This window comes from Streptomyces sp. NPDC089919 (assembly GCF_040684615.1).
GTDB lineage: Bacteria > Actinomycetota > Actinomycetes > Streptomycetales > Streptomycetaceae > Streptomyces.
The window spans coordinates 1-14,189 of the sequence record NZ_JBFBGK010000155.1 but is presented as its reverse complement, the minus strand read 5'-3'; the positions used below and the strand labels follow the sequence as shown (position 1 = coordinate 14,189).

Genomic DNA, 14,189 nt, shown 5'->3' with positions numbered 1-14,189 from the left:
TCCGATCTGCCCTGGCCTCTTCCGCTTCGCTCCAGAGGCTGCCCGGCGAAGCCGGGCCGATGCCGGCCTTCGGCCGGAGTCCTGCGCTTCGCTCCGGACTGGTTCAGGTCTCGCTTCGCTCGTCCTGAATGGCCTGCTCTGCAGGCCAGGGATGACCCTGTTTCACAGAGTCCGGGCCTTCGGCCCGTTGGCGGGTCCGCTTCGCTCCCCCGCTCATCCTTCCGGCTTCGCCTCCAGCACCAGCCCGCTGCCGCGGGCGGGGCCGTCGGCCTGCAGGCGGGTGCAGACCCGGCGCACCTGGGCGGAGGTCGGCTGGGGCAGCGGTTATACGTGGTCCGGACCTTGCTTGGGAGGAGGGCCGGCCACCGTCTGTCGTGCAGGCGATCGGGGCAACTCATCCAGCTGCTCCAGCTGCTTCATTCTGAGAAGAGGATGGCTACTGGGATACAAAGCAGTGCCCCACCCCCAAGTCCTGCGACGGCAAGCTGTGGTCTACGGACCTCGAGTACGGACGGAAAGACGGCAGGGTGGGGAACAGCTCCACGTCTCAGCGTAGGGGCTGGAGTTCGCGTAGTCCGTAGTCCGGTGGTAGCCAACCGTTCTTCCTCCTCGCGATGCTCCTGCGGCTGTGAGGAGGCGGATACGGGCAGCCACGCATGGTGTCAGGCCCACGCATCGCCCAGGCCAGCCCGTAGTGCACAGTGCACACCGGCCAGAGAGTCTTCTGCTGCCGCTCCGCGCGCGACGCCGTCCTCCCCTTGCATGGCTTCGGCCGGGATGGTTCGGGAGGGCAGAGCTTCCACCTTTCGGCGAAGGCAGTCACGAACAGCACGCCTGTACTACCCAGGGGGTCGGTGAAGAGGGGACCGCCGGTGCCGGTGGCGATGTCCCAGACGCGGCGGGCCGCCATCAGCAACGAGCGCGCCCACAAAAGGACCTGATGGGTCATACAGCCTTGGCATAGCCCATCGTCGTGGAGCATGACCGTGGAAGCGTCCGGGACCAGGTCGTGGACATGAGCGGTGACCAACTGGGTGGCGGAAGCGGCGGTGAACACCGCAGTAGCCAGCCCCGCCACCAGAAGCAGGTGCACACTCGCACGGTACAGACACCAAGCCACCCCGGCCTCGCTGGTCTGCAGAACCACCAACGGGAAGAAGTCACGGTCAACCCCGAACGACGCGCGGCAGCAACAGAGGCGGGCCAGTTCAACCTCGGCCAAGAAGGTGGAGAGGGCCGGCAAGGCGATCCAGCGGTCGGCCAGCGGGCACAGCAGGGGCGTGACGGCGGGGGAAGAGGAGCCAGCGGCGGGCAGGAGGACTGTAGCGGGCAGGAAGACTGTGGCGGCGACGAAACGGTAACGAACTCCGGACAAGACACGGTCCAACTCGACAGACACGCGTCCGGTATAGACAACCACGCACAGATACAAGCCAGTACCACAGCACAGAAACAACAAAGCCTCCAGCTGACACAAGAACAAAAAATACGCCCCAAGGAAGAGCAGGCTCGTGGCGGCAGAACAGCTCGATCCTTGCCGGGCGCGGCACGAGGCGCTCCAACCCTTCGAACTCCGCAAGCATGTGGTCCCTGGGCGCTGTCCCGGCTTCGGAATCCGCTGTCAGGAAGGCAAGGCGCTCGCGAGCCAGAGAGAACGGCTCGCCCTTACGCCACAGCAAGAACAGCTCGAAGCCCTCGTCCTGCAGACTGCTGCGGCCGCGGAATTGGAAGGAGATACCCCGGGTGCGGCCCCTCAGGGCCTGCCGCATCCCCACGTAGGAATCACGCCCGTCAATCGAGGCATGGAGCGACTCCCCTAGCCAGCGCTTGGACGGGAGCAGATCCGGCCCCGGTCTGCGGACGGTGCGTTCTGCCGGGAGCTGGGTGAGCGGGTAGGGCGTCCGTGGCTGGGACCGCTGGTGGCGGTCGACTACGACGGGCAGTGTGGTCATCGGGACTCCTGGGGCTGAGGGCGCTTTCCATGGCCTGGGCCACCGGTGGAGTCCCGCCGCCGGAACGTCACCTGCTCCGGGCTTCCGCCACACCGCTATGGCGATGGCCCCGGCCGATATGAGCTTCCTGCCAGGTCATGGGAGAGTCCAGCCTCCGCCCCACGAGGGTCCCCGGAGTACTAGCACGTTGCGGGAGCCGATCGGCGATTACGGCACCGGGGTGCCGAGCGGAGGATCAACAGGGTCCCGGCGTCGTCGCCCCGCGCGGCGCCGAAACCTTCCGATCACCACCGCACACCGCGAGGAGAATCTCCATGGGCAACTGGACAGCCGAGACCCGAGAGCGGATCGCCCTCCTGACCTTCCACCGGGCGCCGGACAACCAGATGGACCTGGCGTCCCTCGACGAACTGGCCGGCCACCTGGAGGACATCTCCAAGCGCACTGGCGAGGTCAGCGTCGTCCTCCTCAAGAGCAGCGTCGACGGCATCTTCATCAAGCACGCCGACCTGGACATCCTGCGCCGCGCCGCTGCCGGGACCCTCAGCCCTGCGGACGCCGGGACCTGGCCCCGTACGCTCGCCCTGCTGGAGTCCCTCCCCCAGCCCGTGGTCGCCGCGATCGACGGCCAGGCCTGGGGCGGAGGCCTGGAGACCGCGCTCGCCGCCACGCTCCGCGTCGCCTCGGTGCGCTCGCACTTCAGTCAGCCCGAGATCCGCAACGGCCTCATCCCCGGCGGCGGCGGAACCCAGCGCCTGCCCCGCCTCATCGGGTCCGGCCCCGCTGCCGACCTGATCCTGACCGGCCGAACGATCGGCTCCGAAGAGGCCCTCCGGCTGGGAATCCTCAACGCGGTACTGCCGACCGAGGACTTCGACCGGCACGCCATGGAGTGGGCCGCGCTGGTGGCCCGCAACCCGGCGCCCGCGCTGTTCGCCGCCAAGCGGGCCCTGCTCGACGGCCGCCCGCTGCCCCTCACCGACGGCCTGGCCCTCGAAGCCGACCTCTTCCGACAGGTCATCCCGCTCAGCGCATTCGCCCCGACGGCGGCTGCCTGACCGCTCCGGCCGGGGGTGGCGGTCACGCCCCCGGCCCGCGACCGGGGCCGACGCCTGACAGAGGCGGGCGGATTCTGCCGCTACCCCGCCGACTCGCCTTCACGACAGCTCCGATGGCGATGGCGCACCCGGGGACCAGAGGGGGAGGGCGGGACGTGCCGGGCCTCCGCCGATCGGCCCATACGTCAGGAGGACGGTGGTGCCCCGGAGGATTCGCGTGACGTGCGTCGTCCTGCGGTTGCGCGGGGTGGTGCCTGCTCTCCTGTCCGAACAGACATCGCGCCGCGTGGGGTCGCGTGTGAGTGTGCTGCGGCAGGGTGAGAAGCAACGACCTCCGGTACGGCGGGAGCACACGGCTGATCACGCGACACCGCGCAGCAGCGCGCTCCGAGAGGTTGACATGGAACTCGACTCGACACGCACCCCGGACGAGGTCAGACAGGGGATGAAGCGTCGCCGCGACAGCGACGGCGACAAGACCTCCGGCAAGGTGAGGCGGCCGGCGCCCACGCCCTCTTCCAAGGAGGCGAGCGGCTTCTCCGGCAGGGTGATCTATGTGCTCTCGCACGGCACTTCCTATGTGGACGGCGAGATCAAGATCCCCGACGGCGTCGAGGTCAACCTCCACACGGACGTCGACTCCTACACCCTGCGCTCGGTAGGACTCGCCGTCCTGAACGCGGGGTCGGGTGTGGGAAGCCACAGTCGGTACCGCGGCACCATGAAGCGCGACATCCACCTGAGCAAGTTCAGCGACGCCGAGCTGGTCCAGCACCTGGCGTCCCCTTCCGCGGCCACGGACGGGAGCGTCTACGTCGTCGGTGCGGACGTGCACGAGGTCCTGCGCAAGGCGAGTGCGAAGAATCCGGTCGCCAAGGAGATCAAGTCGCTGCCCGACGGGATCGGCCTCGGCAAGGTCTTCGCCCTGCTGGCCGACGAGATCGCGGGCGGCGCGAGGATCCACTTCGTCGCGTGCCGCCCGTACGTGGGACGGGTGAGGGACTTTCCCACGACCGTCTCCGTCGGCAACGAGCCGACCCCGGCCAACGAGAAGGCCACGCTGGGCAACTTCACGGACCTCAAGTACGACACCGAGGACCAGCGGATCATCGTGCAGCTGGCGCGCAAGTACCAGAAGATGCGCAACATGGGCTACGACTACGCGACCTTCCTCACCGAGTTCGAGGCCCTCCCCCAGGCCACCCAGGCGGCGTTGTCGGGCTTGGGGCTCACCGCGATGTCTTCGTGGAAGGAGGTGAAGCTCCCTGAGAAGGAGTGGCCCAAGCAGAACGATCCCGCGGCGTACAAGTACACCCCGCTGTGGGGGAAGCTCGGGCACCCGCCGACCACCCTGGCCGAGGCGTGGCTGGTTTTCGGCTGGCGCAACCTCTTCTGGAAGTACATGCACGGCCCCCGGCAGGCGGACGGCGTCGCCCAGTCCCGGCTGATGCTGTGGGTCGCGGTGAAGAAGCACTTCAACCCGACGGTGTTCCCCACCGACACGGGGCTGAACCTCTCAGCTCCCGAGGTCCTCGACAGCCACATCCTCGACATGCTGACGGGCCGGGGAGAGAGCAGGGGCATGCACCCGGGCATCGACCACGCGGCGCTCGAGGACTCCATCGGGCGGGTCGGCAGGTTCTCCGTGGCGGCCGCCTTCCCCGAGGGATCCGGGGACCGGGCGATCGCCGTGAAGTCCTTCGACCATGAAGACCTGCAGCTGCTGGAGCAGTGCGGCGGGAACGTCACGGCCGCGTTCCACGAGGCGCAGGTCAGGAACGTCGCGACGCTGCGCCAGCTCGAGGCGGTCGTCGACGGGTACCTGCACGAATGGTGGGAGCACTTCCGCGCGTTCGTCTACGAGCGCTGGGCGAAGGAGGGCATCACGCCCGCCTGAGCGCCCGCGGGGTGCGCTTGGGGCCCCTGCGGAGGGCCGGGCCAGGGGACGTCGACGTCGACGGGCGCGCCGTAGTCGGTGCCGGGCACGTCGAACCCGTACGACTGCCGGACCTGTGTGGTGAACCAGTCGAGGTCGGCGAAGGTGGTGACGTCCTGCGTGGTGACGGCGTCCCACCTGCGGTTCAGTTCCGCCTGGACCGCCCCGTCGAGTTCCCAGTCGTCGAGCCGTACCCGGCCCTGCGGATCGACCGGCAGCGGGCGGCCCGAGGTGAGCAGGTCCCACAGCTCGACGAGCTGGTCGAGCGGGGACACCATCCGGTCCCCGACCACAGAGCGCAGGATCGCCGTGTACAGGGCGATGGCGGGGACCGCGGTGGAGGACTGGGTGACCGCGGCGCCGTTGACGGAGATCACCGCGCGCCCCCCGGCGGACGCCCGGAGCCGGGCGTCGAGGAGGGTGGCCGTGGCCTCCAGGTGTGCCTTGGCCGCACCGATGGTGCCCTGGCGGTAGACGCGTTCGGTGATCGGCGCGCCGATGTAGGAGAGCGCCGCGGTGGTGAACCCGTCGGCCAGCTGGCCCCGTTGATCGAGGTGGTCGATCCAGCGGGTCCAGTCGGCGCCGCCCATGACGGCGACCGTCTGCTCGATGTCGTCCCCCTCGGCCGGGGGGATGGTCACGGTCCGGACGTCCGGGGCCCCGTCGGGGTCGAAGACCAGGGTCTTGGTCCGGTGCGGGAGTCCCACGGGCTTGAGGACGCTGCTGTATACGGTGCCGGTGTCCGGGTCGGTGCGGCGGGGTGCCGCGACGGAGTAGACGAGGTAGTCGAGCCGGCCGCCGAAACGCTCCTGCAGTACCCGGGAGACTTCCGTCTTCACCTGGTCGCCGAAGGCGTCACCGTTGAGGAAGACCATGTCCCGGCCGTGTTCGCGGGCGAGCCTGGCGAGGGCGGCGGTCCGGTACCAGCCGGCGCCGGCGGTCCGGCGGCCGGGGCCCTTCTCGTAGCACACGCCGATGCCGCGGATGCCGGCGCGGGCCAGACCGGCGACGGTCGCCGCCAGGCCGTACCCGGCGGAGCAGCCGATGACCAGGGCCACCGGTCCGTCGCCGGCCGGCGGGCCGCCCGCGGGCTGCGGGACCGCGGCCCAGGTGTCTTCGACCAGGCGCCGGCAGCCGTCCGGATGGGCGTCCAGGAACAGGAAGCCGCGGCTTCGGGGGGTGATCATCCGCTCGTTCACGGGGTCGCTCCTCAGGGCCGGGCGGCCGGCTGCGGTACGGCGGCGGGGATCTCGGGGTGCTGTCGCCCGAGGTCGTAGCCGTACAGCTTGGACCAGCTGTTCGGGGCGAGCTTCATCAGGGCGGACAGGAACTTGTAGCGGGCCGTCGGGATGGAGACCACCTTGCCCTTGCGCAGGTCGGCCAGGGCCGTGCGGACCAGGACGGTGACGTCGACCCATCCCCAGTCGGTCTTGTCAGGGATGCCGGCGCGGTCGTTGAACTCGGTCCGCACATCGCCGGGGCACAGCGCCATGACCTTGACGTCGGAGGCGCGCAGCGCCTTGCTGTAGGCCATCTCCTCCGTGTGCCGCAGGACGGTGGCGGTGCTGGTTCCGTACAGCGAGTCGACCCAGGCGGGGGCGATGCCGCAGACGCTGGAGACATTGATGACGCCGCCGCTGCCGCGGGCGAGCATCGCCTGCACGGCGGTCAGGGAGAGGTGCACCTTGGCGACGGCGTTCACCTCCAGCATGTACATCTCGTCGTCGACGGGGTTCTGGGTGGCGCCGGTGGCGTAGCCCATGCCGGCGTTGTTCACGAGCAGGTCGACCGGGTGCTCCGGGTCGGTGAGCCGGTCCAGGACGGGCGTCCGGCCGGCCCGGGTGGAGACGTCTGCGCCCAGCACGTCCACGCGGGTGCCGTGGGCGGTGGACAGCTGGTCCGCCAGCTGTCGGAGCCTGTCCACGTCGCGGGCGACCAGCACGAGGTCATGGGTCGGGGCGAGCTGACGGGCGAACTCCTCGCCGATGCCGGAGCTGGCACCGGTGATCAGGGCGACGGCCATGGTGGCGGTCCTTTCGGTGGGGGAAGGCGAGGTGGGAGGGGCGGGACGGGCGGGGCCGGGAGACGGGCTCACGCGACCGGGAGGACGAGGCCGGCCGCGGGCGCGTCCGGGACCTCGCCGTGGTCGCGGTAGGCCTCGCGCAGGGCGACGAAGGCGTCCACCACGGTCGTGACGTCGTCCTGGGTGAAGCCGGCGGTGGTGCTCAGCCGCAGGACCGGCTCGTCCACGCCGGGGGCGATGAAGGCGTTGGTGTAGACGGCGCGCTGGGACAGCAGCCAGTTGTGGGCCTTGATGGTGCAGAAGCTGTCCCTCTTGACGCGGGCCCGGGCGCGTTCCAGGGCCTGGCGGCGGGGGTTGTCGTCGGTGATGGCCAGCACCTCGGGGCTCTGCTCGGACCGGAAGACGCTCGCCAGCGAGAGTGACACGATCGGGGTCACGCCACGAGGCTCGAAACCGGCCAGGGTCAGATCCCGTCGCAGTGCGTCGGCCATGGCGTGTGCGTGTGCGGTCCGGTGCGGCTCCGCCGCCATGATGTCCAGCGCGCGCTGTGCCGCCGCCACCAGCGCGGGCGCCAGCGCCAGTGCGGGGTCGGCCGGGTCCTCGAAGCCCAGGGTGGCGACGGCCTCGGCAGAGGCCAGGAGGAAGCCACCGGTCGATCCGAACGCCTTGGAGAAGGTGCCCGTGATGTAGTCGATGTCGTCGGCCAGGTCGAAGGCCGCCGCGGTGCCGTGTCCGCCGCCCACGACGCCCACGCCGTGTGCACCGTCGAGGAAGATCTCGGCGCCGAACCGCTTCGCGAGGGCCACGATGCCGGGCAGCGGTGCCAGGTCGCCCTCGACGGAGTAGGCGCCTTCGATGAGGATCAGGGCGCGTCCGGTGCGCTTGTGGGCTTCGACGAGCTTGCGCTCGAGGTCCTCCAGGTCGTTGTGGGCGAACTTGACGCTCCGGCGCGGCTGGCCCAGGCGGATGCCGTCGACCATCGAGGCGTGCGATGACCTGTCGGTGATCACCGTGATGTCCTGGTCCCTGCGGATGACCCGGGCCAGGCCGTGCATGTTGGCCAGGTAGCCGGCGGCGAAGACGACGCCTTCCTCCTTGCCCGCCCAGGCCGCGAGTTCACGGCCGAGGTTCTCCCGCATCGTGCGGTAGTCGTCCCAGCAGGAGGTGTCGATGCCGCGGTCGATGAAGCCGTGCTGCGCGGGGGAGCGCCTGGCGGCGGCGGTGTGCAGGGCGGCCAGGCCTGCCCGGGCGCCCGCGCTGAGGAACGGCGGCAGGGCCGCGGCGAACATCCGGGTCGTGCACTGGGTGATCAGGTGCCTGGCCATCTCGCGCGAGGTGGCCAGGTAGCCGCCGGCCGAGCCGACCGCTCCGGCGAGCGAACCCGCTATGAAGCCGATCCGGTCGCCCTGGCCAAGCAGGGCGGTGGCTCCGTCCCGGCTGATCACGCCTTCCTGGTCGTGCAGGAAGATCTCGGCGCCGTACTCGGCTGCGAGGTCGCAGATGCTGGCCAGGGCCAGGCTCGTGCCGGTGCCGGGTTCGGTCGCCCCGAGGACGATCAGAAGGTGTTCGGTCCGGTTGCCGTGCTCCTCCAGGAGGGCCCGCAGGCCCGTCAGGTCGTTGTGGCGGAAGTGATCGGTCCAGCGTGGCTCGACCACCCTCAGCCCGTCCACGATCCGGTCGGCGACGCACTCCTCGACGAGGACGGCGGTGTCGCGGTTGAGCAGGATCAGCTGGCTCAGCGGTCCGACCACTGCGAGGTCCTCGGCCGTGAAGACGAGGGCGGCCTCCTGACCGGTCCAGGCGGCGATCTCCGCCTCCAGGTCGTGGTGGATGGCGAGGTAGCCGTTCATCAGCGGAGAACCGCACATCCCGACGCCGTAGAGGTCGACCGCCTCGTGGGCGGCCCGGCGGGCCTGCCGGTTTCCGGCGGCTTCGGAACCCGTCGGGCTGGGGACGCCCACCCCGTAGCGGTCGATGGCGTCGTGGGCCGCCTGACGGACCCGGGAATCGCTCGACAGGTCGAGGTAGTCGTTACCGGCGGCCAGCAGCGCGGGGACGCCGTCGATGTCGAACGTGCGCCCGTCCTTGGCCGTGACCTGGGGGTAGTACGGGTTGCCGACGGCTTCCGTCATGGCCGCCTTGGCACAGACGTCGCACTGGGAAGTGGAATGCAGTGTCATCGGTATCTCCATGGATAGGCGCCTGGACCGTCTCCTGCTGCCTGTGCGCAACTCCTGGCCGGCGCCCTTTCATGCTGGCTGCGCGCGGGGCCCTGGAGGGTCCTCCGACCGGTGGACCGGGTGGTGGGCTCCGGTGCCCTCCGGGCAGCGGCACTCGTCCCGGACGGCTGTCCGATCAGGCTGGAAGTGGCACACGGCCGGCGTCGCGCTCCCCCGTGTCGGCGCCGGCACGCCCCTCCCCCTCGCCGGGGCGGTGTCCGGCCGAGGCCGTCGCGGTGGGACGGTGCCCGCTGTACGGGACCGCGCCGTCCACGTATGCTGGTGCCCAATCTGTTGTTCAGGCAGAAAGAGGCCCCCACCGTTCGGTGGGGGCCTCTTTCGCGTGCGGTTAGGCGACGCTGCGGAGTTTCGTGGTGCCCTGGGCCGGCGGAACGGCCTGGTACTCGGGCAGTTGCAGGGGCGGGAGCTTGCCCTCGCGCATGTCCTGCAGTGCCAGGGCGAATGCCTCGTCCATGGCCTCGGAGCTCTCGTAGCGCGCCGCGAGCGGGTGCAGGCAGTAGCTGTTGGCCCGCTGGCTGCGCTCGCTGGGCGTGCGCAGTACCACGGCCAGCTCGAAGAGCGGGTCCAGCAGCTTGCTGACGGCGGCCGGGCTGACCTTGTACTCGGACGCCATCACCTGCTGGGAGGGCAGGTTGCCGGTGCCCATCTCCCCGCGGGAGATCAGGTAGCAGAGGAACTTCACCGCGGCGGCGCCGAGCGGAAGTGCCCAGATCCGTTCGGTCACGAGCGGGGACATCACAGGCTTGGGCATGGGGCGGGGCCTCCTTGGCCGGGTCGTCGGAGCAGCGGAGCGGCGGTCATCCGGCTGCTCCGCGAAGGGGCGACTCATCGAAGTCGAAGGCCTGTTGGCACGGCAAGGACCGGGGTCCCACCGCGTGCGGGAAGGCCTCGGGCTCATGCCCGTGGTGTGTGGCGATCTCCTCCAGCACGGAATGTTGTTCGCCGCTGTTGCCGGCGAACCAGAGGGTGACGTTCAGCCGGATGCGGCCGTAGGAGACGCTCTCCAGCCAGCCCCACTTGATGAGCTCCTTGACCGCCCGGCTGACGGTGGGTCGGGTGATCCTCCTCGACCCGGTCACGCCGTCGAGCAGCTCGTTGAGCCCCTCGGTGATCTGCTGCTGGGTGTACGAGGCGATACCCGTCCCCTTCTTCTGTCCACCGGCGACGAACAGGAAGACCGCGGCCTGGGAACGGGAGAGGACTCCCGCGACGAGCAGCTTGGCCATCCACTGGGCGAACCAGTTGGAGGTGATGCTGTAGCCGATCTCCCCGGCCATGTTGTGGATCTTGCGGGGGTCGGTGTCGCCGTAGTCGATGTTGATCTGGACCTTGGGGCCCCCGCGGGTGGTCCGGCGGGCGGCCGGCGCGGGGGTGACGCTCGTGGTCCCCCCGATGTGGCCGGCCAACAGGCTGACGATGTCGTCCATGACGTCGTCGCCCTTCGCGGGCGGCGCTGCGGGTGCGGTGTGTGGGGGCCGGCGCTGTCCTCGCGCCGGCGGTTCAGGGGTCACTGAGCCCTCCTCTGCTGTTCAGGCAGGGCGAGCCTATCCCAAAAGTTTCCGCCAGCTTAAGTTTTGACGGTGCGTCGCATGGATTGCGTGTCGGTGGGGAGCGCACACATGCCCGCAGAACTTTCCGTCACGGAATGTTTTGCGACAGAACTTTCCGTCAGGTTAAGAGCGAGAGGGCGTCCGGCGAGGCCGGACCGGAGCGACCGGGTGAACGCGCTCCGGAACTTTCGCTGAGGGAAAGTTCCGGAGCAGAGAATGCGCATAACTTGCCCTCTGGTTAAGTCATGCGCGTCCAGGTGGCACACATGCTCGAATTCCATAGATCATCTCGGGCTGTTCTCGGTGCGTTGGCGATCTTGGGGCAACTCTCTGACCTGCACTCTTTGCGAATGCATTAGGTTTACTAAAAACTTTCCCTGAGGTTAAGTTTTCCGGAAAGTGTGTCGGCTGGGTTAACAAATTTTCGGCAGAGTGTGTCGGCCAGACACATGCTCGCGGACGAAACCGCAGGTCAGAGGCGTGGGATGGCGGGCGTCTCTTAAATAAAGAGCAGGCACCGGGAAGGGGCAGCCGACGACTGGTTGGACGTGAGCGGGCTTCCCGGGGGACCGTCAGCGCCCACCGGTCTCTGGTCCTTTGAGGAAGGCCGAGCCCAACTGCCCTCACCGGCCTGGGGTGACGCACGCACGCCCCGGCGGGCCCGCAGCCGGGCGACTGCGGGAGGAAGCCAGGCTCAGCCCACGAGGACCTGGTGCTCTGCTGGTTGCCCCTCCCCCGTGTCCAGGGAGGGCGCCCAGCGCCCGAGCGGTGCGGCTCCGACCGTCAGGGAGGAGCCGCAGGACACGGGGGGTGGGCGGGTCCAGGGCGCCAAGCGCCTGGCGAGGGGGTCCGGGGGGCGAGTAGCCCCCCGGCGACGGCCGGTCCAGCGCGGCCAGGCGCTGGCGGGGTCCAGGGGCAGCGCCCCTGGGATGTACGGTCCGCACCCGGCCGCGTACAAGAACCCGGTCAACCCTGCTGTCGAAGGGGAGTTGGGTGGGTACATCGGGCCGGTGGGAGCCATGACGCACGGGAGCCCGCGCAGTCACTCGCTGCGCGGGCTCCCGTGCGTTTCGCGTGGGCTCAGTCGTTGCCGTGGGCGGCCAGCAGCCGCTCCAGGAGGACCTCGCGTTCAGCTGCCGACATCTTCGCGAAGACGAGGTCGGCCACCTTGTTCCCGTCGTCCCAGGGTGCCTGGATCTGCCCGGTGGTGGTGGAGGTGGTCGAGGGCGCCGGGGGCTGAGCCGGCAGGGGTACCGGGGCCGGGTCCTCGAGGGGGGTCGCCGGGGCCGGGGTGCCAACGGCGTGGGCCTCCTCGGGCGGCGGGGTGCTAACGGCGTTAGCACCCTTGGGGCTCTGGATCCGCTTGCGCTCCTTGGTCTGCGCCCGCTTTTCGAGAGCTTCCTTGACGGCTTCCTGCTGTTGCTGCGCGGGGAGTTGGCCGACGTTGCGGGCGATCTCCACCGGGAGGCTGCGGTCCTCGACGGCGGCCTGGAGCTCGGGGGTGAGCTTCAGCAGCGCGATGCGCTGGGTCACCCAGGGGCTGGACTTGCCCAGGGAGCGTGCCACGGCACGCTGGGAGCCGTGTACCTCGACGAGGCGCTCCAGTGCCTTCGCCTCGTCCAATGGGTCGAGGCTCTCGTGCTGGACGGCCGCGGTGAGGGCGGTCTCCAGGAGGACGTCGGCGTTTTCGGCGAGGGCGTCGTTCACGTGCACGGGCACGTCGTCGAGGCCGGCCAGCCGCGCGGCGGCCAGCCGCCGGTTGCCGTCGACGACGACGAACGCGGCCCGCCCCAGCTCTGCCTGCCCGGGGTGGGCGTTGAGGAACGCGAGCCGGGTGACGACGGTGAGGGGTTGGATGATGCCTCGGGAGGCGACGCTGTCCGCGAGTTCGTCGATGGAGCGCAACTCGATGCGGGGGTTGAAGGGGTTGTGCGCCAGGCCCTCCACCGGCATGCGCAGGGTCTCCGGCCGGCCTACGACCGGTTCGGGATCCTGGCCCGAGAACCTGGCGAAGCTGGCGGCCCGGCTGCTCATGGGTTGTGCGACCGCGTCGAAGGTGGGGGAGTCCCCCAGCATGTCCGCCTTGCTCACGGGAGCTGCACCCCCCGTGCGATCTGGCGCATCTGGTGGGACTGCTCGCAGTCAGGTGCGTAGTCCAGGAGGCCGCGTTGCTTGCGGACCGCTTCGCGCTGTTCCTTGACGTCGGGGATGACGGCCAGGACGGGGGGAGTGCCGAGGCTCTTCCACTTGTCGAGGGAGGAGGTGGCGATGTAGCCGCGGCGGCTGTCGAACTTGTTGACGACGAGGCCGAGCTGCTCGATGGCGAGGTCGAAGTCGTTGGAGAGGGAGTCGATCTGTTGGATCAGCATTCCGTACGCCTGCGCGGAGGTGTCCTCGGCTTCGACGGGGATGACCAGGCCGGAGACGCCGGGCCGGTCTCCGTCGCGCTGGCGGCCGTAGTTGAGGGCTGCGTCCATGGCCAGGCCGAGGCTGGGCGGGGAGTCCACGACGATGGCGTCGAAGTGCTCCTCGAGGGGGGTGAGGGCCCGCTCCAGGGCCGCTTCTCGGGGTCCCCGGAAGATGGTGAGGCCGGAGTCGAGGAGGAAGGCGTCGAACGCGGCCGGCAGGATGCGCAGTCGGCCGCCGAAGGGGTCGCCCTTTATGGCGATGGTGAGGTCGAGCAGCGGCTGCCGGGCCTTCTCCCGGTGGAGCATGTGCGTGATGAGGCTTTCCTCGCCGGCGGGGATCGCGGTGAGGCCGAGCTGGTGGGTGAGATGGCCCTGGGGGTCGTAGTCGACGAGGAGGACCCGCTGTCCGGCTTCGGCCAGTGCTTGGGCGAGGCCGGCGGAGACGGCGGTCTTGCCGACGCCGCCCTTCTGGTTGCAGACGACGAAGCGGCGGGTGGCGGGCTGGGCTTCGGCGGGGTTCTCGTCCAACCAGAGTGCGACGGCTTGCGCCAGGCCCTGGATGTAGGAGACCCCGCGGTCGCGGCAGTCGGCCTTGAAGTCCTCGTAGAGGCCCTCGGGCAGGTAGGTCCCGAAGGAGTCGGCCTTGGCGGTGTTGACGGGGGGGAGCTCGTGGGTGCTCGCGCGCCATGCCTGGATGCCGGCGGCGACGGCGTCCTGCATGTCGGTCTGGAGTTGTGCTGAGCGGACTTTGAGGGCCTGTTGGAGGTGAGCGGGCATCTTGGAGACGAGCTTCTCCCGCTCCTCTCCCGAGTTCGGAGATGACATGGCGGCAGCATACTGCCGCAGTTGACCGTCTCGGTGATCCAATAGGTGTGGTTTGCCGATTTCCTACGGTAGTTCCTCCGTGGGTGCTAACGCCGTTAGCACCCCAACGAGGGCGTGGTGGGGGTGCTAACGGCGTTAGCGACCGACCGCCTGCAACGATACCGGCACACCGGACGGCCCCCGAGGGACGGGGTGAC

General features: G+C 69.7%; 10 protein-coding genes. 2 read left to right on the top strand and 8 right to left on the bottom strand.

Going from position 1 to position 14,189, the window contains the following annotated elements:
• Positions 1–547: 547 nt before the first annotated feature.
• A complete protein-coding gene (locus AB0O40_RS35560) occupies positions 548–1,399 on the bottom strand; it encodes a hypothetical protein (protein ID WP_365049999.1) in 852 nt (283 codons plus the stop codon).
• A gap of 867 nt (positions 1,400–2,266) precedes the next feature.
• Between AB0O40_RS35560 and AB0O40_RS35555 the strand changes: the two genes are divergently transcribed.
• Complete coding sequence (locus AB0O40_RS35555) at positions 2,267–3,010, top strand: enoyl-CoA hydratase/isomerase family protein (RefSeq protein ID WP_365049998.1); 744 nt, start codon at positions 2,267–2,269, stop codon at positions 3,008–3,010.
• A 445-nt stretch (positions 3,011–3,455) separates the two neighbouring features.
• Positions 3,456–4,907 carry a hypothetical protein gene (locus AB0O40_RS35550; RefSeq protein WP_365049996.1) on the top strand — a complete coding sequence of 484 codons (1,452 nt, stop codon included), beginning with the start codon at positions 3,456–3,458 and terminating at the stop codon, positions 4,905–4,907.
• On the opposite strand, the gene AB0O40_RS35545 is transcribed toward AB0O40_RS35550, so the two are convergent.
• From AB0O40_RS35545 to AB0O40_RS35515, 7 genes are all read right to left on the bottom strand, one after another.
• Positions 4,868–6,145, bottom strand: a complete 1,278-nt coding sequence (locus tag AB0O40_RS35545; RefSeq protein WP_365049994.1) for an enoyl-[acyl-carrier-protein] reductase FabV — start codon at positions 6,143–6,145, stop codon at positions 4,868–4,870. The two genes, AB0O40_RS35550 and AB0O40_RS35545, sit on opposite strands and share 40 nt — an antisense overlap.
• Positions 6,146–6,156: 11 nt before the next feature.
• Positions 6,157–6,969, bottom strand: coding sequence for an SDR family NAD(P)-dependent oxidoreductase (locus AB0O40_RS35540; RefSeq protein WP_365049992.1), 813 nt, complete (start codon positions 6,967–6,969; stop codon positions 6,157–6,159).
• A gap of 68 nt (positions 6,970–7,037) precedes the next feature.
• Positions 7,038–9,149: an aminotransferase class I/II-fold pyridoxal phosphate-dependent enzyme gene (locus AB0O40_RS35535; RefSeq protein ID WP_365049990.1), complete on the bottom strand. Its 2,112-nt coding sequence runs from the start codon at positions 9,147–9,149 to the stop codon at positions 7,038–7,040.
• A gap of 388 nt (positions 9,150–9,537) precedes the next feature.
• Positions 9,538–9,960, bottom strand: coding sequence for a hypothetical protein (locus tag AB0O40_RS35530; RefSeq protein WP_365049989.1), 423 nt, complete (start codon positions 9,958–9,960; stop codon positions 9,538–9,540).
• A 46-nt stretch (positions 9,961–10,006) separates the two neighbouring features.
• Positions 10,007–10,636, bottom strand: coding sequence for a helix-turn-helix domain-containing protein (locus AB0O40_RS35525; protein WP_365049987.1), 630 nt, complete (start codon positions 10,634–10,636; stop codon positions 10,007–10,009).
• 1,203 nt (positions 10,637–11,839) lie between these two features.
• On the bottom strand, positions 11,840–12,850 hold the full coding sequence (locus AB0O40_RS35520) for a ParB/RepB/Spo0J family partition protein (protein ID WP_365049985.1): 1,011 nt from the start codon (positions 12,848–12,850) through the stop codon (positions 11,840–11,842).
• Positions 12,847–13,992 (bottom strand): ParA family protein, encoded by a 1,146-nt coding sequence (locus tag AB0O40_RS35515; protein ID WP_365049983.1) that lies wholly within the window; start codon positions 13,990–13,992, stop codon positions 12,847–12,849. Before AB0O40_RS35515 ends, AB0O40_RS35520 begins: the two co-directional genes overlap by 4 nt.
• Positions 13,993–14,189 lie beyond the last annotated feature (197 nt).